The sequence below is a fragment of the Stappia sp. genome (assembly GCF_048268045.1).
GTDB lineage: Bacteria > Pseudomonadota > Alphaproteobacteria > Rhizobiales > Stappiaceae > Stappia.
Genome location: NZ_JBLWWG010000002.1, coordinates 130,035 through 150,590, shown reverse-complemented (window position 1 = coordinate 150,590; position 20,556 = coordinate 130,035). Strand labels below are relative to the sequence as shown.

Here is a 20,556-nt window from a genome sequence, read left to right as displayed (position 1 = left end):
CGCCGCGCCGGTGTCAGTAGCCCAACAGCAGGCGTGGCAGGGTCAGGCTCAGCGCCGGCACATAGGTGACGAGCAGCAGCAGGACGAAGAGCACGCCGTAGAAGGGCAGCAGCGGTTTCAGCACCTGGCCGATGGAGACCTTGGCGACCGAACAGCCGACGAAGAGCGCCGAACCGACGGGCGGCGTGCAGATGCCGATGCACAGGTTGAAGGTCATCACCACGCCGAAATGAACCGGATCCATGCCGAGGTCCTTGACCACCGGCAGGAAGATCGGCGTGAAGATCAGCAGCGCCGGGGTCATGTCCATGAAGGTGCCGACGACGAGCAGCGCGATGTTGATGATGAGCAGCAGAACGAGCGGATTGTCTGAGAGCGCCAGCAGTGCGTCGGAGATCGTGTAGGGGATGTCGGCGAAGGCCATGACCTTGGACATGGCGATGGAGCAGCCGATCATCAAAAGCACGATCGAGGTGGTGACGGCGGATTCCAGAATGATGCCGGGAAGGTCGCGGATGCCGATCTCGCGGTAGACGCCAAGTGCCAGGATCAGCGTGTAGACCACCGCGGCCGCCGAGGCCTCGGTCGCGGTGAAGACGCCGCCGATGATGCCGCCCATGACGATGACGATGAGGCCGAGCGGCAGGATCGCGTCCGCGGTGGTGGCGACGATCTGGCGGAAGGTCGGGCGCGGCGTTACCGGATAGCCGCGACGCTTGGCGATGATGCCGGCCACCAGCATCAGCCCGAGACCCATCAGCAGGCCAGGAATGTAGCCGGCGACGAACAGCGCGGCGATCGAGGTACCGTTGGTGATCAGCGAATAGACGATGAAGGTGGTCGATGGCGGAATGAGCAGGCCGGTCGGGCAGGAGGCGATGTTGACGGCGGCCGAATAGGCCGGGTCGTAGCCTTCCTTCTTCTGCAGGGGCGACATGACGCCGCCGACCGCGGCCGCCGAGGCGACCGCCGAGCCGGAAATCGAGCCGAACATCATGTTGGCGAGCACGTTGCAGTGGGCGAGAGAGCCCGGCAGCCGTCCGCCGAGGATCTTGGCGAAATCGATCAGCCGCAGCGCGATGCCGCCGCGGTTCATGATGTTGCCGGCCAGGATGAAGAAGGGAATGGCCAGGAGCGTGAAACTGTCGAGGCCGGAGGCCATCTGCTGCGCCGTGATGTAGACCGACTGGTCGAAGGTCATGAACAGCAGGAAGGTGGCGACCGAGGCGATGCCGATGGCGAAGGCGATCGGAACGCCGATCACCATCAGAAGGGCGAAGACACCGAAGAGGGTGAGCGCGCTTTGCAGTTCTTCCATGTCGGGGTCCTCAGTCGAGCGGTCCGCCGGCCGCCCCGGGGGCGGCGGTCTCGGCCTCGTCGGGGTCGAGCAGCTCGCCGCGCAGCAGCGCAACGAGGAAGTGGAGGCAGTAAAACAGCATCATGGCGCCGGAAAACGGAATGGCGCCATAGACATAGCCCATGGGCAGGCGCAGGGCCGGCGAGACCTGGCCGCTGGCCAGCGTCCGCGACATCAGGTCGATTCCGCCGTAGATCATGACGACGGCGGCGAAACCGGCGATCATCAGCATCACCAGTATGTGCAGGTAGCGCGCCCGCGCCGGCCCCAGCATCAGCGGCAGCGCGTCGATCGCCAGGTGCCGGCGTTGTCCCAGCGTGTAGGCCGCGCCCACGAGCCCGGTCCACATGAACAGGAACCGCGCCATCTCGTCGGTGATTGTGCTCGGCGTGCCAAGCACATAGCGCGACACCACCTGCCAGACGACGCAGGCGACAAGAATGGCGAAGACGAGTGAAATGAGCCAGCCGAGCGTCCTGTCGACGCGGGCCTTTAGTCCCTGCATTGGCGGGGCCTCCGTCCTGGGCAGGTCGTCGGCCTCGCGCCGCGCCCGCATGTCTCCTCCCTGCCGGCAGCTTGCCGGGCCGGTCCCGTGCCGGACCTTGCCGTCCACATTGCCCATTCGACAAAATTGGTCAACCAATTTTCAAAACTGGTTGACATGCTGATCCGCTTGGCCATCCTTTGCGCCGGGTTCGGCTAGGGGCCAGACGGCCAGGCGCACCCTCATCCAATGCCTCGACGTGTCACAATGCGTCGAGGTCAAGAAAATCGGCCAGAAGCGGCAGCCGGTTGCTGACGGGAGGATCGTCGGCGCCGAGCAGAGCCGCGTGTCGTTTGGCCGGACCAATTTCGGGAGGTATCCGAGAATGCGCATGTCCCGTCGCATCGCTGCGCTCGCCGGCGCGGCCCTTTTCGCCATGGCCACCACGGCCGAGGCGCGCACGCTGAAGCTCAACCACAACAACCCTGAAGACCATCCGCTGCACCAGTCGATGGAATTCATGGCCAAGCGCGTCAACGAGCTGACCGACGGCGATCTGAAGATCCGCGTCTATGCCAACGCCCAGCTCGGCAACCAGCGCGAGTCCATGGAGCTGATGCAGAACGGCTCGCTCGACATGGCCCGCTCCAACGCCAGCGAGCTCGAGGCCTTCGAAGAGTCCTACGCCGCCCTCAACCTGCCGTTCATCTTCGCCAACGAGGACCATTACTACAAGGTTCTCTCCGGCGAGATCGGCGAGGACATCCTGATGTCCTCGCGCGACAAGGGCTTCATCGGCATCGCCTATTACGTCGAGGGTGCCCGCTCCTTCTACGCCAACAAGGAAATCCGCTCGCCCGACGACCTTGCCGGCATGAAGATCCGCGTCCAGCCGAGCCCGTCGGCGATCCGCATGATCGAGCTGCTCGGCGCCAGCCCGACGCCGATCTCCTGGGGCGAGCTCTACAGCGCGCTTCAGCAGGGTGTGGTCGACGGTGCGGAAAACAACCCGCTCGCGCTCACCTCGGGTCGCCACGGCGAGGTTGCCAAGGTCTATTCCAACGACGAGCACACGATGATCCCGTCGGTGGTGATGATCTCGACCCAGACCTGGGACTCGCTGAGCGAGGACCAGCAGAAGGCGGTCAAGCAGGCCGCGCGCGAGTCCATGGACTTCCACCGGGACAACTGGAACAAGCAGGTCGCGGCCGGCATCGAGGTCGCCAAGAACGAACTCGGCGTCAAGTTCATCGAGGTCGACAAGGGCCCGTTCGTCGAGAAGGTGCTGCCGATGCACGAGGAGGCCGCCAAGGCGTCTCCGCGCGTCGCCGACCTGATCGCGCGCATCAAGGCGGCCGCCGAGTAAGACTCCTCTCGGGATCGCGCCGGCGCGGGCCTTCGGGCACGTCGGCGGCCCGCATCCGGTCGCGGCCCCATGCCGCGGCCGGCTCCCTTCGTGCCTGAAAAGCCGTCGCTTCCCGCCTCCCCACTTCGCCGGAGACCCGTTGTGCTCGAACGTTCCGACCTTGCCGAAAACGCGATCCAGTGCCTGCATGACGAGGATTACGGTCGCCCCTTCGACAGCCGCTCGCTGAATGCCGCCACGATGATCTTCACCGGCGGGCGCACGGCGACCAGCCTCGACGGCGACTGGAACTTCTGCGTCGACCTGCTCGACACCGGACTGCGGCAGAAGTGGTTCGCCATGGAGCCGATGGTTGCCGAGGAGCGCGAAGAGCCCTGGGATTACGACCCCTACGAGGGAGAGACCGTTCCGGTCCCCTCCTGCTGGCAGATGGTCAAGGAGAAGTGGTACTTCTTCGAGGGTAGCGCCTGGTACACCCGTCCGCTCGACATCGCCGCTCCCGATGACGGCAAACGCCGCTTCCTGCGTGTCGGCGCCGCGCAATACGACTGCAAGGTCTTCCTGAACGGCAGCTTTCTTGGCAATCATCTCGGCGGTTCGACGCCGTTCTTCTGCGAATTGACCGACCATCTGCGCCCGGGCCGCAACTGGTTGATGCTGATGGTCAACAACACGCGCACCCTCGACCGGGTGCCGATGCGCAACACCGACTGGTTCAACTATGGCGGCGTCTACCGCGAGGTGGCGCTCTACGAGACGCCGCAGACGGTGATCCGCGATTTCTTCATCCATCTTGTTCCCGACGGCAGCGACACGCGAATTCGCGCCGAGGTCACGGTGGAGGGCGCGGCGTCCGTCGCGCGTCTTGCCATCGCCGGCCTCGGGCTCGCGCTCGACATTCCGCTCGGGCCGGACGGTCGCGGCGAGATCGTCTTCGAGGCACGCCCCGAGCTGTGGTCGCCGGAAGACCCGAAGCTCTACGATGTGACCCTCGAGGCCGGCGGCGACCTTGTCAGCGACCGGGTCGGCTTCCGCCGCATCGAGCGCGTCGGCGACGAGATCCGCCTCAACGGAAAGTCGGTGTTCCTGCGGGGCATTTCCGTGCATGAGGACGACGCGGACCTCGGCAAGGTGACGAGCGAGGAAGATCTGCGCCGCCGCTTTGCACATGCCCGCGCGCTCAACTGCAACTACCTGCGCCTTGCCCACTATCCCCACCACGAGATGGCGGCACGGCTTGCCGACGAGCTCGGCTTCATGCTGTGGGAGGAGATCCCGGTCTACTGGGCGATCGCCTTCGAGGATCCGGCGACCTATGCGGACGCCAGCAACCAGCTCGCCGAGCTGGTCCTGCGCGACCGCAACCGCGCCAGTGTCATCATCTGGTCGGTGGGCAACGAGAATCCGGACACCGATGCCAGGCTGTCGTTCATGAAGGGGCTCGCCGATACGGCCAAGCGCCTCGACCCGACGCGTCTCACCTCCGCCGCCTGCCTCGTCAACCACGCCCGCAATCGCATCGAGGACAGGCTGGCCGAGCACATCGATGTCATCGGCATCAACGAGTACTACGGCTGGTACGAGGAGAATTTCGACGACCTCGTCGCCATCGGCGCCAATTCCGACCCCGGCAAGCCGGTGGTCATTTCCGAGACCGGTGCCGATGGCGCCATCGGTGAGGGTGCCCCGGTGCGTGGCCTGTTCAGCGAGGCCTATATGACCGAGGTCTACGAGAAGCAGATCGCCACCCTGCGCGGGCTTGCGTACGTCAAGGGCATGTCGCCCTGGATCCTCTATGACTTCCGTGTCGAACGCCGGCAAAATATATTTCAGCGCGGCTACAACAAGAAAGGTCTGATCGCGGCCGACAAGGCGACGCGCAAGAAGGCCTTCGACGTGCTTGCCGACTATTATGCCGAGCGCCGCGACGCGGAGGCGGAGCAGGAGGAGGAGAGATGATCGGGAAAGGCGGAAAGCGCCGCTACGAAGAGGTGGCCGAGGCGCTCAGGCGGGAGATCACCGAGGGAAACTATGCCCTTGGCGACCGCCTCAAGACCGAACGCCAGATCTCCGAGGAGATGGGCGTCAGCCGCTCGCTGGTGCGTGAGGCGGTGATCATGCTGGAGATCGAGGGCTTCGTCGACGTGCGCAAGGGGTCGGGCATCTATGTTGCCCGCCTGCCCGCCGGCGAGACGCGGGACGCGCGCGGCGACATCGGTCCGTTCGAGCTGCTGCAGGCGCGCCAGGTGCTGGAAAGCTCCATCGCCGCCTTCGCTGCGACCATGGTCACCAAGGCCGACGTGCTGCGCATGCGCGAGGCGCTGGAAATGGAGCGCCGCGCCATCGAGGACGGTACCGGCGACTACGCTGGCGACGAGCTGTTTCATCACCTTATCGCCGAGGCGACGCAGAACAGCGTGCTCGTCGACATGATCGATGAGCTCTGGCGCAAGCGCGAGCAGAGCCCGATGTGGGCGCGGCTGCACACGCGCATCTTCGATCGCGGCTACCGCGATCGCTGGCTCGAGGATCACCAGCGGATTCTCACCGCGCTGCAATGCCGGGATCCGGGAGCCGCCCGCCAGGCCATGTGGCAGCATCTGGAAAACGTGCGGCTGACCCTGCTCAAGCTGTCGGATGTCGAGGACCCGCAGTTCGACGGCTATCTTTTCGACAGCGGGCCGGTGGCTGTCGCCGGCCCCTGAGGCCGGCCGCGGCCAGGACTTTTCGCGCGCCGCCCGGTCGGCGCGCCTTTCCCCCTCCCCAATCGGAAGCAAGAACGATGTTTCACTCCTGGCGCTGGTTCGGACCGGCCGACCCGGTCACGCTGAGCGATATCCGTCAGGCCGGCGCGCTCGGCGTTGTCACCGCCCTCCACGACGTTCCCAACGGCACGGTCTGGCCGGCGGACCGCATTGCCGCACGCAAGGCCGAGGTCGAAGCCGCCGGCCTGGTGTGGAGCGTGGTCGAGAGCATTCCCGTCCATGAGGACATAAAGACCGGCGCGCCCGGCTGGGAGGAAAAGGCCGATGCCTGGGCGCAGAGCCTGACCAATCTCGCCCGGGCAGGCGTCAAGACCATCTGCTACAACTTCATGCCGGTTCTCGACTGGACCCGCACCGACCTCGTCCACGAGCTCGAGGACGGATCCCGCTGCCTGCGGTTCGACCAGACCGCGCTGGCTGCCTTCGATCTCTTCATCCTCGAGCGCGAGGGAGCCGCGGCAGACTATCCAGCGGAACGGATCGCCGCCGCCCGCGCCCATTTCGATGCCCTTTCCCAAGCCGCGCGCCAGTGTCTCGCCGATACGGTCATTGCCGGGCTTCCCGGTTCGGAGGAGAGCTATTCGCTGTCGGCCTTCCGGGAGAGGCTTGCCGCCTATGACGGGCTCGGGGCCGAGGGCCTGCGCGGCAATCTCGCCGCCTTCCTGGCGCGCATCGTGCCGGTGGCCGCGCGCGAGGGGGCGGTTCTCGCCATTCATCCGGACGATCCGCCGCGCCCGCTCTTCGGTCTTCCGCGCATCGTTTCCACCGTCGATGACATGGCGGCCATCGCTGCAATGGCAGACACGCCGGTGAACGGCTTTACCTTCTGCACCGGGTCCTATGGCGTGCGGCCGGACAATGACTTGCCGGCGATGTTTTCCCGCTTCGCCGACAAGGTGCATTTCTTGCATCTGCGGGCGACGAAGCGCGAGCAGGATCCACAGAGCTTCCACGAGGCGGCGCATCTGGCCGGTGACGTCGACATGGTGGCGATGGTCGCGCGGATCGTTGCCGAGGAACGCCGGCGCGGCGTCAGTCTGCCGATGCGGCCCGACCACGGCCATCAGATCCTTGAGGATCTGCGCAAGACCTCGACGCCCGGCTACCCGGCCATCGGCCGCCTGCGCGGCCTTGCCGAACTGCGTGGCGTCGAACATGCGGTGGCCGTCCTCACCTGAGCGCCGGCCGGCGCGCGAAAAGGGCGTTTCGCACGCAGGCCGTTTCGCTCTAGGCTCGCCCGCGTAAGGGGCGGCGAGAGGACGGGATGGACGACGAGGGGATCGATCTCCGGCTTTGCCGTGACGGTGCGGCCAATGACCCCGTGGCCACCGGGCCGTGGATTGAGGTGCTTTGCACGGCCGAGCGGGAGCGCATGGCGCGGTTTCGCTTCGACGGTCTGCGTCACCAATATGGTCTTGCCCACGGTCTCGTCCGGCAGGCGCTCTCGCGCGTCCGACCGGGCGTCGCGCCGCGTGACTGGCGTTTTGTCGAGGGCGCCAACGGCAAGCCTGCCGTCGCGCCGTCGCTGCCACGCGTCGCCTTCAATCTCTCTCACACGCGCGGACTGATCGCCCTCGCCGTCTCGCGTGGGCTTGCGCAGGCACCGCTCGGCGTCGATGTGGAGGACGCCGGCCGCGATGTCGAGCTTTCGGTCGCCGAGCGCTTCTTCGCCCCCGAGGAGGTGGCGGCCCTGCGGGCATTGCCGGCAGGCGAGCAACGTCGCCGCTTCTTCACGCTGTGGTCGTTGAAGGAAAGTTTCATCAAGGCGACGGGGCTCGGCATGTCGCTGCCTCTGGCCGGCTTTTCCTTCGCCTTTTCCGGCAATGGCCGGATCGTCTTCCGCCGCCATCGCGACCGGTTGCCGGAAGCGCTCCGGCAGATGGCGGGCGTTGGGCGGGCGCTGTCTGCCGACGGCCGGGATTTCTGCTTCCGCCAGGCGACAATCGCCGGGCCGGATGGCGACCGCCACGCGCTGGCGCTGTGCGCGGAAGGTACGGCGGCGGGCGAAATGCCGCCCGTCCGCCTGTTCGAGACGGCGCCGTCCGCGATGTCGGTGATTGCCGACCGGGCGGTCGCCATCGCCTGGGACTGGCGGACGGAAGCGCGATAGGCCACCGTCCGCCCGGTCGCGACCGACCGTCAGTCCTTCTTCAGTTCCTTGGCGTGCAGCCAGGCGGCGTGCTGAGGCGCGCGCTTGGTCTTCGACCATTCCTCCAGCATGTCCCACTTCACAGCGTCGAGGCGGGCGATCATCGCCTCCTCTTCCGGATCCGGGCAGGCCAGCTCGATGCGGTGGCCGTTCGGATCGAAGAAGTAGATCGAATGGAAGATCGAGTGGTCGGTAACGCCGAGCACCGGAATGCCGTTCTGCTCGAGCTTCTCCTTGTAGGCGACCAGCGTCTCGCGGTCCTTCACCTTGAAGGCGATGTGCTGGACCCACTCCGGCGTGTTGGGGTCCTTGCCCATCTCCGGCTTGGTCGGAAGCTCGAAGAAGGCGAGCACGTTGCCCGCGCCTGCATCGAGGAAGACGTGCATGTAGGGATCGGGCTCATGCGTCGAGGGCACCTTGTCCTCGGCGATGGCGAGCACGAAGCCCATGTTCAGGTTGTCGACATACCAGTTCACGGTCTGCTTCGCGTCCTTGCAGCGATAGGCGACGTGATGGATCCGATCGATCTTCAGCTCAGGCATCGTAGTCATGAGGTAGCTCCTGTCCGACAGTGAGTGCAGGAACGCCCCGTCCGCGTTCGATATTGGGTTCCTGCCCGGTGGAGCCCTCTCTTCCGCCGGGCGGAAACCGGTGGTCAGTCTCCCCGTTCCGGGAGCTTTGCGGCGGCAAGCGCGGCATCGAGTGTCGCGCGGTCGCCGATATGGTTGGCGAGGATCAGCACGAGGCGTGCATTGAACGCCTCGCTCTCCTCGCGGCCGAGGCCTTCATGCGCGCGGATCAGCGCGGCATAGAAGCCGTCGGGGTCGGTGATGTTCGGATCAAGCCGCAAGGGGCCGGCCGATGTGTGACGTGCGTTCATCGTGTCCTCTCCTCAGCCGCGCGCCGTCGCCCGACGCAGGGCGCCCGCGACGGCGTCCGCGTCATAGGTTGTCCAGCGGGCCGCGACATGCTGGTCGGGGCGGATCAGGTAGACCGCCGATGCGGCCGTTCCCAGATAGCGCTGGCGCAGCGCATCGCTTGCGTCGTGCGCGGTCGACACCGAGATGCCGTCGAGCGCGATGCCGTCGATCTCCAGCCGCTCGGGCACCTGTGCATCGATGGCGAGAAGCTGGAAGCCGCCGCCCAGCCTGTCGATGAGCCAGCCTTCTGCGAGCGGTGCGTCGCTCGCGGGGGCGCCGGGACGGCTGCGCGCCGGCATTCCGGCGGCATCCGGACCGTTGAGCGGCGAGCCGTCGTAGATCGCCGGCAGCGACAGCCGGCCGGAGTTGACCAGGGGCCTGGCGAAGGCGTGATGCTCGGACAGCTCCAGTACCGCGTCGCGGAAGACGCGGCTGGCGTGGCTCTTCGGCGTGATGAAGTCCGTCGAGCGTGACGAGTTCAGAATGTTCTCGTCTGCCGCGAAGATACGCTCCTCGTCATAGCTGTCGAGGAGCCCGTCCGGCGCCAGCCCGTCGATCACGAGCTTGAGCTTCCAGGCGAGATTGTCCGTGTCCTGGAAGCCGGAGTTCGCCCCGCGCGCGCCGAACGGCGAGACCTGATGCGCCGCGTCACCGGCGAACAGCACCCGCCCGTGGCGGAACTTCTCCATGCGCCGGCACTGGAAGGTGTAGATCGACACCCACTCAAGGTCGAAGTCGACGTCCGCGCCAAGCATGGCCTCGAGTTTCGGCCGGATCCTTGCCGGATCCTTCTCCGCCTCGCGGTCGATGTCCCAGCCGAGCTGCAGATCGATCCGCCACACGTCGTCCGGCTGGCGATGCAGAAGCGCGGACTGGTCCTTGTTGAAGGGAGGATCGAACCAGAACCAGCGTTCCGTCGGGAAGTCCGCCTTCATCACCACGTCGGCGATGAGGAAATTGTCCTCGAACACGCGGCCCTGGAAGTCGAGGCCGAGCATGGTGCGCGTCGGCGAACTGGCGCCGTCACAGGCAACCAGCCAGTCCGCCTCGAGCCGGTAGATCCCTTCCGGTGTCTCCACCGTCAGCATCACACCGGCATCGTCCGGCCCGACGGCACTCACGCGGTTGCCGCCGCGCAGCGAGATCAGCCCGGTCTCGTCGGCGATCTCGCGGGCGCGCTCGACCAGATACTGTTCGAGATAATATTGCTGAAGGTTGATGAAGGCGGGGCGCTTGTGCCCGTCCTCGGGAAGCAGGTTGAACTCATAGACCTGCCGGTCGCCGAGGAACACCTTGCCGAGGTTCCACACGACACCCTTGTCGACCATGGGCTGGCCGCAGCCGAGCCGGTCGAGGATCTCCAGCGGGCGCTTGGCGAAACAGATAGCCCGCGAACCGAAGCTGACCTTGTCGTTTTCGTCGAGCACGACCACCGGCACGCCCGATTGAGCAAGATCGATGGCCATGGCAAGGCCGACCGGCCCCGCACCCAGCACCACGACCGGATGACGCACGGGCGTGTCGGCGTCCTGGTCGCGCGAGCGCGCATACGGATAAAGCGGGGTTTCGAAAATCTTCGTCATGCGTCCTCCCGAAAGCCCTCTCCGGCGGTTCCGGTCCTCCACCGAAACCCGCCCCGGGCCGTCTTGCCGGCCTTGGTCCGCCGCCGGCGAGATCTTTCTCCCGCCGGCGGCGACGTCCGGCCTATTCCGCTCCCGCGGCGATTTCGTCCATCTGCGCCTTGAGCGACGTGGGCTCGCCGTCCATTGGCGTGACGATGTCGTCGATCGCCGCATGGCCGCCCACTTCCACGACGAGGAAATGAGCCTCCTGGCGAATCTGGAACTCTTCCCCGGGCCCGAAGCAGGTCGTGCCCTGGAAGCTTGCCACGACGTGAGCAGCGCCTCCCTCGACGCCGGTCTGCGCGATCTTGATGTTCTTGAGCGGGCAGCCGTCCTGACCGTTGACGATCACGTCGTAGTCGAAGGGCGTGCCCATCTCCTTGGCGAAGGGCGTCTCCGCCGCCTTGCGATATCGGGCGGCGAAATCCGCGCTGTAGAGCGTCGAAAGGCGCTCCTCGGAAAAATAGTCCTGATAGTCCTGGGGCGGATCGGCCCAGTTGGCCTCCGCCGCCTCCATCACCGCGCGTACGGGCGCTGTGACGTCGGCGGCGAGGGCCGGAAGCGGAAGCGTCAGGGCGAAAGCGATCAGGCAAATCGTCTTCATCTGGATCAACCTCTGTCAGTGACCGCGAACCCGTCGCGGCCTCAGGGTCATATCACGTCCGCTCGGCCTCGCCTCCGTCGAACGCGGGTGCGCAGGCGGCGCGCCCGCGTTCGACGGATCCGGCTTAGGCCTTTTCGTATTTCTCGACCGTCTGCTCGATGGCACCGAAGATGGAGTGGCCCTCGGCATCGAGCATCTCGATGCGCACCGTGTCGCCGAAGCGCATGAACGGCGTCTTCGGGGCTCCGCTCTCGATCGTCTCGATCATGCGGATCTCGGCGATGCAGGAGTAGCCGACGCCGCCCTCGGAGACCGGCTTTCCGGGGCCGCCGTCGAGCTTGTTGGAGACCGTGCCGGAGCCGACGACGGCGCCGGCGGCCAGCGGCCTGGTCTTCGCCGCATGGGCGATCAGGGTCGGGAAGTCGAAGGTCATGTCGATGCCGGCCTGGGCGCGGCCAAAGGCCTTGCCGTTGAGGTCGACATGAAGCGGAAGCGCGACCTTGCCGCCGTCCCAGGCGCCGCCCAGCTCGTCCGGCGTCACCGCGATCGGCGAGAACGCCGAGGACGGCTTGGACTGGAAGAAGCCGAAGCCCTTGCCAAGCTCGGCCGGAATCAGGCCGCGCAGGGAGACGTCATTGACCAGCATGACGAGGCGGATGGCGGCGCGCGCCTCCTCGACGGTGGCGCCCATCGGCACATCGCCGGTGATGACGGCGACCTCGCCCTCCATGTCGATGCCATAGGCCTCGTCGGCCATCAGGATCGGGTCACGCGGAGCGAGGAAGCTGTCGGAGCCACCCTGATACATCAGCGGATCGGTCCAGAAGCTTGCCGGCATCTCGGCATTGCGCGCCTTGCGCACCAGCTCGACGTGGTTGACGTAGGCCGAACCGTCCGCCCACTGGTAGGCGCGCGGCAGCGGCGACAGGGCGTCGTGCTCGTGGAAGCGCATGGACGGCACGGCGTCGTGCTCGAGGCTTTCCGCCAGCGTCGCCAGCTTCGGCGCGATCTCGTCCCAGTTGTCGAGAGCGGCCTGCAGCGTCGGCGCGATGTGGCCGGCTTCGGTGCAGCGGGTGAGCGCGCGGTTGACGAGGACGAGCTTGCCGTCGCGGCTGCCGTCGCGGAGTGTTGCGAGTTTCATGTGATCAATCCCAATTGCCTTCGAGGGTGCCGTCGAACCGCTTCTTCAGCGGCGTCCAGCAGTCGAGGTAGCTGTCCTGCAGGGTGTCGAGTTCCGCCGCGAAGCGCGTCAGGTGCTGCGGGAAACGGGTCTCGAACATGAACGCCATCGTGTCGGTGAGCTTCACCGGCTTGAGGTCGGCGCGGCTCGCCTTCTCGAAGCCGGTTGCATCCGGCCCGTGCGGCAGCATCATGTTGTGCAGGCTCATGCCACCCGGCACGAAGCCCTCTTCCTTGGCGTCGTACTGGCCGCAGATCAGGCCCATGAACTCGGACATGATGTTGCGATGGTACCAGGGCGGGCGGAAGGAATGCTCGGCCACCATCCAGCGCTCGGGGAAGATCACGAAGTCGATGTTCGCGGTGCCTTCCTCGCCCGAGGGCGCGGTCAGAACCGTGAAGATGGACGGATCCGGGTGGTCGAACAGGATCGCGCCGACCGGCGAGAAGGTCGTCAGGTCATACTTGTAGGGCGCGTAGTTGCCATGCCAGGCGATCACGTCGAGCGGTGAGGCCTCGAGCGTCGTCTCGTGGAACTCGCCGCACCACTTGACGACGAGGCGGCAGCGACCGTCCTTGTCCTCGAAGGCGGCGACCGGCGTCTTGAAGTCGCGCGGGTTGGCGAGGCAGTTGGCACCGATCGGGCCGCGGTCCGGAAGGGTGAACTTGGCGCCGTAGTTCTCGCAGGCATAGCCGCGCGCCACCCCGTCCGGCAGTCGCACACGGAAGATCATGCCGCGCGGGATGACGCAGATCTCCTTCGGCGAGACCTCCATGATGCCGAGCTCGGTCGCCACCTCGATGCGGCCCTCCTGGGGCACGATCAGCAGCTCGCCGTCGGAATTGAAGAAGAACTCGTCTTCCATGTCCTTGTTGGCAACATAGACATGCGAGGCCATGCCGACCTGGGTGTGCACGTCGCCGGCCGTCGTGACCGTGCGCATGCCCTCCAGGAAGGTCGTCGGGGTCGACGGCATTGGCACCGGATCCCAGCGCAGCTGGCCAAGTGGAAGGTTGTGCTCGCCAATGTGCGGCGCGCTCTTCCAGTCGGGAAGCGCGGTGGCGGCGTAGCGGCCGGAGTGCTTCACCGAGGGGCGGATGCGGTAGAGCCACGACCGTTCGTTGGTTCCGCGCGGTGCGGTGAACGGAGACCCGGAAAGCTGTTCGGCATAGAGACCATAAGGCGCGCGCTGCGGCGAATTCTGGCCCTGCGGCAGGGCGCCCGGCAGCGCCTCGGTCTCGAAATCATTGCCAAAGCCTGGCATGTAGGCAAGCGGCATGTCTGATCCCTCCTGATCCAGACGGTTGATAGTTGCATGTGTAACTGTTTAGCTTGTAACTATCAACGGTCATTCCGACGCTAGGAAGCAAACGGGATGCAGGCAGGACTGGGGACCAGGACGATGCACCAGAACGACGGGACGGGCGACGGGGTCGGGGAGTTGGAGCAGGGTGACGCCGGCGTGGCGGACGTGCCCGACCGCCTCGTGCTCGAGGCCTTCCTGCCCTACCGGCTGGTGCGGGCCTCGGAGCTTGTCAGTCGTCGTTTTGCCGAGGCCTACCGCGCCGCGCACGACATCACCAGGCAGGAGTGGCGCTGCTTCGCCATCCTCGGCGAGGCGGGGCGGACCACGGCGACGGAGATCTCGCGCCGCTCGACCATGCACAAGACGAAGGTGAGCCGCGCGGTGGCGGCCCTTCAGGCGCGCGGCTGGCTGACACGCCGGGTCGATGCGGCGGACCGGCGCATCGAGCATCTGGAACTCACCCCCTCGGGCGAGGCGGTCTACCGCGAGCTCGCCGGGCTTGCCCGCTCCTACCAGAAGTCCCTGTGCCGCGAGCTCGGACCCGAGGCGCTGAGGGCGCTGGAGGCGGGGCTGGCGGTGGTCGAGGCGCGGCTTCTCGACGAGGCCGGCATCACCGACCTCAGACGCATTGCGCCGGGCGAGCGCGCCGACGACCTCGACTGAGCCATGCGCAGGCGCAGGATCAGTGCGCCTCGTCCCAGTTGTCGGCGGCGCGCGCATCCACCTGCAGCGGCACGGAGAGCGTCACCGCCGGCTCGGCGGCGGTTTCCATCACCTCGCGGATGAGCGGAATGGTCCGCTCGACCTCATCTTCCGGCACCTCGAAGATCAGCTCGTCGTGCACCTGCAGCAGCATCCTGGCGGCAAGCGTCGAAGCTGACAGGCGCTCTTCCATCCGCAGCATCGCCCGGCGCAGGATGTCGGCGGCCGAACCCTGGATCGGAGCGTTGATTGCCGCCCGCTCGTAGAAAGCGCGCATGTTGGGGTTGGAGGTGTTGACCTCCGGATAGTTCGCATGGCGGCCGAAGATCGTGGTCACGTAGCCATTGGCATGAACGAACTTCTTGGTCTCGTCCATATAGTCGCGAATGCCCGGGAACCGCTTGAAGTAGGTGGAGATATACTCCGCCGCCTCGCCGCGCGAGATGCCGAGCTGGGCCGCCAGGCCAAAGGCGGAGATGCCGTAGATGATGCCGAAGTTGATTGCCTTGGCGCGGCGGCGGACCATCGGATCCATGCCTTCGATGGGCACGCCGAACATCTCCGAGGCCGTCAGCGCGTGAATGTCGAGCCCCTCGGCGAAGGCCTGCTTGAGCTGTCCGATGTCGGCCATGTGGGCGAGCACGCGCAATTCGATCTGGCTGTAGTCGGCCGAGATCAGCTTCATGCCCTTTTCCGCCACGAAGGCCTTGCGGATCTTGCGTCCCGCCTCGGTGCGCACGGGGATGTTCTGCAGGTTCGGTTCCGAGGAGGAGAGCCGCCCTGTCGTCGTCGCCGCCAGCGAGTAGGACGTGTGCACCCGCTTCGTCTCGGGATTGATGAAGCCGGGCAACGCGTCCGAATAGGTCGACTTGAGCTTCGAGAGCTGGCGCCAGTCGACGATCCGCGACGGCAGCGCGTGCCCCTCGGCGGCGAGGTCGTCGAGCACGGAAACCGACGTCGACCATGCTCCGGTCTTGGTCTTCTTGCCGCCGGGAAGGCCCATCTTGCCGAACAGGATGTCGCCGAGCTGCTTCGGCGAGCCGATGTTGAAATTCTCGCCGGCGAGTTCGTGGATCTCGGTCTCGAGCGCGGCCATCCCTTGCGCGAAGTCGCCGGAAAGCCGCGACAGCATCTGCCGGTCGATGGAGATGCCGCGCATTTCCATGCGCGCCAGCACCGGCACCATCGGCCGTTCGAGCCGCTCGTAGACGCTCGCCATCCCCTCTGCCGCGAGCCGGGGCTTCAGCACCTGCCAGAGGCGCAGCGTCACATCCGCGTCCTCCGCGGCGTAGGCGCTCGCCTTGTCGATCGGCACCTTGTCGAATGTGATCATCGACTTGCCGGAGCCGGCCACCTCCTTGAAGGGGATCGGCGTGTGGCCAAGCCACCGCTCCGCGAGGGCGTCCATGCCGTTTCCGCCCTTGCCCGCGTCGAGCGCGTAGGAGAGCAGCATGGTGTCGTCGAACGGACCAACCTCGATGCCGTGACGCTTGAGGACAACCCAGTCGTACTTGAGGTTCTGTCCGATCTTGAGGACGCCGGGATGCTCGAGAAGCGGCTTCAGCGCGGCAAGCGCCTGCTTGATCGGGATCTGTCCGGCGACCAGGCCGCCACCGCCGAGCAGGTCGCCCTCGCCGTCCACATGGCCAAGCGGAATGTAGCAGGCCTCGCCCGGCGCGGTTGCCAGCGACACGCCGACGAGTTCGGCCTGCATGGCGTCGAGCGATGTCGTCTCGGTGTCGACGGCCACGTAGCCCGTCTCCATCGCCGCCGCGATCCAGGCCTCGAGCCTGTCCAGGTCGCGCACGGTCTCATAGGCGGAGGCGTCGACAGGGATGGCAGCTGCCTGGGCGGCGGCTGCCTCTGCGCGCGCCTGCGGTGTCCAGGGGCCGGTGGTCGAACCCGGATCGGCCGCGGCTGTGGCTGTGACCGCGCCTGCCGCCGGGGGCGACGTCTCGGCCGCGGCTGGCGCTCCGCCGGCGGCCGGGGCCATCGGCGAGAGCCGGCCCTTGCCGTCCGGCTCGTCCCAGCCGCGAATGGTGAACTGCGCCGGCTCCACACCACCGGCGTCGAGGCCGGTGGTCTCCGCCACGCGCCGCGTCAGCGTGGTGAATTCCATCGCCTTGAGAAAGGCGAGCGCACGGCTGGCGTCGAGATCGCGCACCTTGAACGCCCCGCCGGGCAGCTCGACCGGCACGTCATCCTTCAACGTCACCAGCTTTCTGGATATGCGCGCCTGTTCGGCGAATTCGATCAGGTTCTCGCGCCGCTTCTTCTGCTTGATCGTATCGGCTTTCGAGAGCAGCGTTTCCAGGTCGCCGAACTCGTTGATGAGAAGCGCGGCCGTCTTCAGGCCGATGCCGGGAACGCCGGGCACATTGTCGACGCTGTCACCGGCAAGCGACTGCACCTCGATCACCTTGTCCGGTCCGACGCCGAACTTCTCGACCACCTCCGGTTCGCCGAAGGTCTTGTTCTTCATCGTGTCGATCATGCCGACACGCGGACCGATGAGCTGCATCAGGTCCTTGTCGCCGGAAACGATGGTGACCCGCGCGCCCTGCGCCGCCGCCGCCCGCGCATAGGTGGCGATCAGGTCGTCGGCCTCGAAGCCTTCCTGTTCGACGCAATGCACGGTGAAGGCCCGCGTCGCCTCGCGGATCAGGCCGAACTGCGGGATCAGATCCTCCGGCGGCTCCGGGCGCTGGGCCTTGTACTGGGGATAGATCTCGTTGCGGAAGGTCTTCGCCGAATGGTCGAAGATCACCGCCATGTGCGTCGGCTCGTCGCCCGGCTCTGGCGTCAGGCCCTCCTGCAGCAGCTTCCACAGCATGTTGCAGAAGCCAGACACCGCGCCCACCGGCAGTCCGTCGGACTTGCGGGTGAGCGGCGGCAGCGCGTGGTAGGCGCGAAAGATGAAGGTGGAGCCGTCGACCAGGATCAGGTGGTCGTCGGCGGTGAGGGCGGAGGCGGCATCATTCGACATGGCGCGGATCATGCCCGGCCCGGCGGCACGAGGAAAGCCCGGAGTTGCGGATTTGCAGCCCTATTCCGCCGCCTGCGTCACGGGCTTGCGCGGAGGGGCCGGCTCGAGCCGCGCCCAGGCCGGGCGGCGGAACAGGAACCAGCCCTTGCCGGTGCGTTGGACCAGCCACAGCAGCACCAGCGGCGCGATAACGCCGGCGGCCGTCACCAGTACGGAGATCAGCCCGATGTCGGTGATGACGCCCGTCCTGAGCAGGATGATGCGGGTCGCGGCCATCGGCAGGAAGAAGGCTAGATAGATGACGATCGAGTTCTGGCCGCAATAGGCGAGCGGCCGGTAGAGGCGCACCTCGGTCAGCAGGCCGGCGGTGACGATGACCGCGAGCGCCCCGGCGATCCCGAGCGCGAGGCTGACGAGCGGGAGCGTCGAATACCCGGTGAAGACGACCGTGCCGTTGAGCAGGCCCCAGGCCAGCAGGCCGGCGAAGCCGAGGCCGAGGTGGGCGCGGGCCCAGGCGGCGAGCGCGAAGGCGCGATCGGCGAAGATGTAGCCGGCATAAAAGTAGACATAGCGCGAGGCGAATTCGTCGATCAGCACCGAGCCGGTCTCGATCGGGGCGATCTGCAGCAGCGCCGCGCACGCGATGACCGCCTGCCATGGCACGCCGGCCTGGCGCAGCAGGCGCGTGACAACGAACATCACCGGCAGCATGTAGATGAACCACAAGGTGCCGAAGGGCTGGACATAGGCGAGGAGATATTCGGAAAGCGGAGCCTGCCAGCTGCCGTCGGCGGCCATGCCCGGCGCCTTGAAGGCGAACTGGATCGTCAGCCACAAGATGTAGAAATAGAAGAAGTGGACGACCTTGCGGTCGAGGTAGCGACGCCATGGCCGGTCGATGACCTGGGCCAGGAACAGGCCGGAGATCATGAAGAAGTCGGGCATCCGGAAGGGTCTTGCGAATTCGACGAGGTGACCGAGCCACCCGGTCTGGTCGGCCGCCTTCTCGACGCCCAGCGTCGAGTGCATCATGACCACGAAGATGATGCAGATGCCCTTGGCGGTGTCGACCCAATCGACACGCGCGCCGCTCGTCTTGCCCATGCCTGCCCTTTCGCCATGCCCCCGCCCGGCGCAACGACGATAGGTTGCAAGACTTTAGGAGCTGTTAATCGGGACGTCGCCCGTTGCCGGTCTCCGGCTCGTCGTCCGGCCGCTGCCGGTCGTCGGCGATCCAGGGAGAGTTCTGCGCGCCGGGATTGCGCCCCCGGCCCTCGTTGCGCTGCCATTCGTCCGCGTCGAGGTCAACGACGCCGGCCTCGCGGCGGGACGTTCCGCCCGCGTTGACAACCGTCACCCGCGCGTTGCGGATGACGAAGCCGGCGATGAGGCTGCGCACAGGCGGCACGAACAGCAGCAGGCCGAAGGCATCGGTGACGAAGCCGGGGATCAGCAGCAGGATGCTGGCGACGACGATCAGCGCCCCTTCGACCAGATCGCTGCCGGGAACGAGCCCGGCGTCCATCTCGCGACGCATGCGCGTCAGCAGGGTCAGCCCCTGGATGCGCAGCATCACCGAGCCCGCGATTGCGGTGGCGATTGTCAGCAGGATCGTCCAGGCGGCGCCGATTTCGGACCCGACCTCGATGAAGACGGTGATCTCGACCAGCGGCAGGCCGATGAGAAGAAGCAGTATGACGAGACCGATTGGCATGGCGTGTGGCTGTCGCGCGTCCCTGTTGCGTTGCATCCGGCAGACCGGCGACCGCGCGGTGCGCGCGATAGGGTCTCAAGCCTTTCCGCCACATGTAGGGAAGTCTTGCCGGAATTGCGAGCGGATCGTGGAAAGTCATTCGGCGACTTGCCCGATTTTCCGGCTATGCTGGCTGTCGCCAACAGTCAGCGGGAGGCCCTCGTGGGGAGAAACGACCGCCTGATGGAGAAAACACTGTCCGGCTGGCGTGATCGAGTCTGGATGTTGCTCGCGCGGGACTTATATTGGACTCGGGCAAAAGGATGTGTCAGAGAGCGGGCCGGACACCTTGGGCGGGCGCTTTGCCAGCTTCATCGCTTCCGGTGCGAGGTGCCGTGCCGGTACGGTCCCAGGCGGGTTTGGGTCGGCCGGCCCTGCCGCACTCCGGGCAGCCCGTCCTGAAATACCGGCCGAAGGCGAAATGGGTCATATGTTCGACGTCACCACACTCATCTTTCTCATTCTGGCGGTTGTGATCCTGCTCAGGCTGCGCAGCGTGCTTGGCAAGCGCACCGGCAGCGAGCGGCCGCCCTTCGACCCCTATTCGGCGCAGGATCGCGACGCCAAGGGCGGTCCTGGTCCTGTCGAGGACAATGTGATCTCGCTGCCCGGTCAGGCCGATGCGTCCGTGCCCTCGCAGGGCGCGAGCGCGGCGACGCTCGACAAGGTCGCGCCCCAGGGGTCCGCGCTCAACGAGGCGCTGCGGCAGATCCTGTCGGCCGACCGTTCCTTCGAGCCCCAGGGCTTCCTTCAGGGCGCGCGTGCAGCCTACGAGATGATCGTTACCGCGTTCGCCGCGGGCGACCGCAAGGCGCTCAAGGGGCTTCTGTCCAAGGAAGTCTACGAGGGCTTCGTGGCGGCCATCTCCGACCGGGAGTCGCGCGGCGAGACCATTGAGTCCACCTTCGTCGGCATCGACAAGGCCGATATCGTCGAGGCGGCGATGAAGGGCAGCACGGCGCAGATCACTGTCCGGTTCCGCAGCGAGCTCATTTCCGCCACCCGCGACAAGGACGGCGCCATCGTCGACGGCGATCCCAATGCGGTGAGCGATGTCACCGATATCTGGACCTTTGCCCGCGACACCACCTCGCGCGATCCGAACTGGCGTCTGGTCGCGACTGAATCCGTCGAGTAGGCGAGGATGCGCCGCCGCGCGGCGCCCTTGTCCGCGGCCTCCGGGTCGCCGGCGCGCCGATCTCCGGGCGAAGGGCTTTCCGGGTGCGCACCTTGCGGGCGCGCCCGGCTTGCATTTCGCGCTCCAACCGGCGGCCGGGGCGTTCCCGCCGGGATGGCGGGGATACTCGCCCTGCCCCTTCTCGCGGCCGGCCTTTGCCTTGCCGCCCTGCCCGCTTCGGCAAA

18 protein-coding genes are annotated in these 20,556 nt (G+C 66.6%); 7 read left to right on the top strand and 11 right to left on the bottom strand.

Translation table 11 applies throughout. The annotated features are described in order from the left end of the window. Nucleotides 1-13 precede the first annotated feature (13 nt). Both ACN0WF_RS03245 and ACN0WF_RS03240 read right to left on the bottom strand, forming a co-directional pair. Nucleotides 14-1,318: a TRAP transporter large permease gene (locus ACN0WF_RS03245; RefSeq protein WP_417771344.1), complete on the bottom strand. Its 1,305-nt coding sequence runs from the start codon at nt 1,316-1,318 to the stop codon at nt 14-16. Between the two features lie 10 nt (nt 1,319-1,328). Then, nucleotides 1,329-1,862 carry a TRAP transporter small permease gene (locus tag ACN0WF_RS03240; protein ID WP_417771343.1) on the bottom strand — a complete coding sequence of 178 codons (534 nt, stop codon included), beginning with the start codon at nt 1,860-1,862 and terminating at the stop codon, nt 1,329-1,331. Between the two features lie 370 nt (nt 1,863-2,232). On the opposite strand from ACN0WF_RS03240, the gene ACN0WF_RS03235 reads away from it, so the two are divergent. The 5 genes from ACN0WF_RS03235 to ACN0WF_RS03215 all read left to right on the top strand — a co-directional run bounded on the left by ACN0WF_RS03235 (nt 2,233) and on the right by ACN0WF_RS03215 (nt 8,082). After that, nucleotides 2,233-3,207 carry a TRAP transporter substrate-binding protein gene (locus tag ACN0WF_RS03235; protein WP_417771342.1) on the top strand — a complete coding sequence of 325 codons (975 nt, stop codon included), beginning with the start codon at nt 2,233-2,235 and terminating at the stop codon, nt 3,205-3,207. Between the two features lie 141 nt (nt 3,208-3,348). Continuing rightward, on the top strand, nt 3,349-5,166 hold the full coding sequence (locus ACN0WF_RS03230; protein WP_417771341.1) for a glycoside hydrolase family 2 protein: 1,818 nt from the start codon (nt 3,349-3,351) through the stop codon (nt 5,164-5,166). Then, entirely contained in the window at nt 5,163-5,912 is a 750-nt protein-coding gene (locus ACN0WF_RS03225) for an FCD domain-containing protein (RefSeq protein WP_417771340.1), read from the top strand. Before ACN0WF_RS03230 ends, ACN0WF_RS03225 begins: the two co-directional genes overlap by 4 nt. A 77-nt stretch (nt 5,913-5,989) precedes the next feature. Continuing rightward, nucleotides 5,990-7,150, top strand: coding sequence for a mannonate dehydratase (uxuA, locus tag ACN0WF_RS03220; protein ID WP_417771339.1), 1,161 nt, complete (start codon nt 5,990-5,992; stop codon nt 7,148-7,150). 86 nt (nt 7,151-7,236) lie between these two features. Beyond that, complete coding sequence (locus tag ACN0WF_RS03215; protein ID WP_417771338.1) at nt 7,237-8,082, top strand: 4'-phosphopantetheinyl transferase family protein; 846 nt, start codon at nt 7,237-7,239, stop codon at nt 8,080-8,082. A 29-nt stretch (nt 8,083-8,111) separates the two neighbouring features. Here ACN0WF_RS03215 and ACN0WF_RS03210 read toward each other — a convergent pair whose 3' ends face one another. The 6 genes from ACN0WF_RS03210 to hmgA form a co-directional block, all read right to left on the bottom strand. Next, complete coding sequence (locus tag ACN0WF_RS03210; protein WP_417771705.1) at nt 8,112-8,654, bottom strand: VOC family protein; 543 nt, start codon at nt 8,652-8,654, stop codon at nt 8,112-8,114. 122 nt (nt 8,655-8,776) lie between these two features. Beyond that, nucleotides 8,777-9,001, bottom strand: coding sequence for a DUF2783 domain-containing protein (locus tag ACN0WF_RS03205; protein ID WP_417771337.1), 225 nt, complete (start codon nt 8,999-9,001; stop codon nt 8,777-8,779). Between the two features lie 12 nt (nt 9,002-9,013). Next, nucleotides 9,014-10,624: an FAD-dependent oxidoreductase gene (locus tag ACN0WF_RS03200; RefSeq protein ID WP_417771336.1), complete on the bottom strand. Its 1,611-nt coding sequence runs from the start codon at nt 10,622-10,624 to the stop codon at nt 9,014-9,016. Nucleotides 10,625-10,745: 121 nt separating this feature from the next. Next, entirely contained in the window at nt 10,746-11,267 is a 522-nt protein-coding gene (locus ACN0WF_RS03195; protein ID WP_417771335.1) for a hypothetical protein, read from the bottom strand. A 124-nt stretch (nt 11,268-11,391) separates the two neighbouring features. Next, nucleotides 11,392-12,408, bottom strand: a complete 1,017-nt coding sequence (locus ACN0WF_RS03190; RefSeq protein WP_417771334.1) for a fumarylacetoacetate hydrolase family protein — start codon at nt 12,406-12,408, stop codon at nt 11,392-11,394. 4 nt (nt 12,409-12,412) lie between these two features. Continuing rightward, a complete protein-coding gene (gene hmgA / locus ACN0WF_RS03185; RefSeq protein WP_417771333.1) occupies nt 12,413-13,726 on the bottom strand; it encodes a homogentisate 1,2-dioxygenase in 1,314 nt (437 codons plus the stop codon). Between the two features lie 192 nt (nt 13,727-13,918). Between hmgA and ACN0WF_RS03180 the strand changes: the two genes are divergently transcribed. Beyond that, nucleotides 13,919-14,416, top strand: a complete 498-nt coding sequence (locus ACN0WF_RS03180) for a MarR family winged helix-turn-helix transcriptional regulator (RefSeq protein WP_417771704.1) — start codon at nt 13,919-13,921, stop codon at nt 14,414-14,416. A 19-nt stretch (nt 14,417-14,435) separates the two neighbouring features. On the opposite strand, the gene polA is transcribed toward ACN0WF_RS03180, so the two are convergent. From polA to ACN0WF_RS03165, 3 genes are all read right to left on the bottom strand, one after another. Beyond that, entirely contained in the window at nt 14,436-17,453 is a 3,018-nt protein-coding gene (polA, locus tag ACN0WF_RS03175) for a DNA polymerase I (protein WP_417771332.1), read from the bottom strand. Between the two features lie 48 nt (nt 17,454-17,501). Further along, nucleotides 17,502-18,545 (bottom strand): acyltransferase family protein, encoded by a 1,044-nt coding sequence (locus ACN0WF_RS03170; protein ID WP_417771331.1) that lies wholly within the window; start codon nt 18,543-18,545, stop codon nt 17,502-17,504. Between the two features lie 64 nt (nt 18,546-18,609). Continuing rightward, the gene (locus ACN0WF_RS03165) at nt 18,610-19,155 is read right to left on the bottom strand and encodes an FxsA family protein (RefSeq protein ID WP_417771330.1); all 546 of its coding nucleotides are present in this window, start codon (nt 19,153-19,155) and stop codon (nt 18,610-18,612) included. A 460-nt stretch (nt 19,156-19,615) separates the two neighbouring features. Here ACN0WF_RS03165 and ACN0WF_RS03160 point away from each other — a divergent pair, with 460 nt between their 5' ends. Further along, the gene (locus ACN0WF_RS03160; RefSeq protein ID WP_417771329.1) at nt 19,616-20,332 is read left to right on the top strand and encodes a Tim44/TimA family putative adaptor protein; all 717 of its coding nucleotides are present in this window, start codon (nt 19,616-19,618) and stop codon (nt 20,330-20,332) included. Nucleotides 20,333-20,556: the final 224 nt, after the last annotated feature.

What these genes read in the sequence shown, in the direction of transcription:
- ACN0WF_RS03170 (WP_417771331.1), bottom strand. Translation starts at nt 18,545, where the DNA reads ATGGGCAAGACGAGCGGCGCGCGTGTCGATTGGGTCGACACCGCCAAG.
- ACN0WF_RS03195 (WP_417771335.1), bottom strand. Translation starts at nt 11,267, where the DNA reads ATGAAGACGATTTGCCTGATCGCTTTCGCCCTGACGCTTCCGCTTCCG.
- hmgA (WP_417771333.1), bottom strand. Translation starts at nt 13,726, where the DNA reads ATGCCGCTTGCCTACATGCCAGGCTTTGGCAATGATTTCGAGACCGAG.
- ACN0WF_RS03165 (WP_417771330.1), bottom strand. Translation starts at nt 19,155, where the DNA reads ATGCCAATCGGTCTCGTCATACTGCTTCTTCTCATCGGCCTGCCGCTG.
- ACN0WF_RS03245 (WP_417771344.1), bottom strand. Translation starts at nt 1,318, where the DNA reads ATGGAAGAACTGCAAAGCGCGCTCACCCTCTTCGGTGTCTTCGCCCTT.
- ACN0WF_RS03205 (WP_417771337.1), bottom strand. Translation starts at nt 9,001, where the DNA reads ATGAACGCACGTCACACATCGGCCGGCCCCTTGCGGCTTGATCCGAAC.
- ACN0WF_RS03215 (WP_417771338.1), top strand. Translation starts at nt 7,237, where the DNA reads ATGGACGACGAGGGGATCGATCTCCGGCTTTGCCGTGACGGTGCGGCC.
- ACN0WF_RS03225 (WP_417771340.1), top strand. Translation starts at nt 5,163, where the DNA reads ATGATCGGGAAAGGCGGAAAGCGCCGCTACGAAGAGGTGGCCGAGGCG.
- ACN0WF_RS03240 (WP_417771343.1), bottom strand. Translation starts at nt 1,862, where the DNA reads ATGCAGGGACTAAAGGCCCGCGTCGACAGGACGCTCGGCTGGCTCATT.
- uxuA (WP_417771339.1), top strand. Translation starts at nt 5,990, where the DNA reads ATGTTTCACTCCTGGCGCTGGTTCGGACCGGCCGACCCGGTCACGCTG.
- ACN0WF_RS03200 (WP_417771336.1), bottom strand. Translation starts at nt 10,624, where the DNA reads ATGACGAAGATTTTCGAAACCCCGCTTTATCCGTATGCGCGCTCGCGC.
- ACN0WF_RS03160 (WP_417771329.1), top strand. Translation starts at nt 19,616, where the DNA reads ATGGGTCATATGTTCGACGTCACCACACTCATCTTTCTCATTCTGGCG.
- polA (WP_417771332.1), bottom strand. Translation starts at nt 17,453, where the DNA reads ATGATCCGCGCCATGTCGAATGATGCCGCCTCCGCCCTCACCGCCGAC.
- ACN0WF_RS03235 (WP_417771342.1), top strand. Translation starts at nt 2,233, where the DNA reads ATGTCCCGTCGCATCGCTGCGCTCGCCGGCGCGGCCCTTTTCGCCATG.
- ACN0WF_RS03190 (WP_417771334.1), bottom strand. Translation starts at nt 12,408, where the DNA reads ATGAAACTCGCAACACTCCGCGACGGCAGCCGCGACGGCAAGCTCGTC.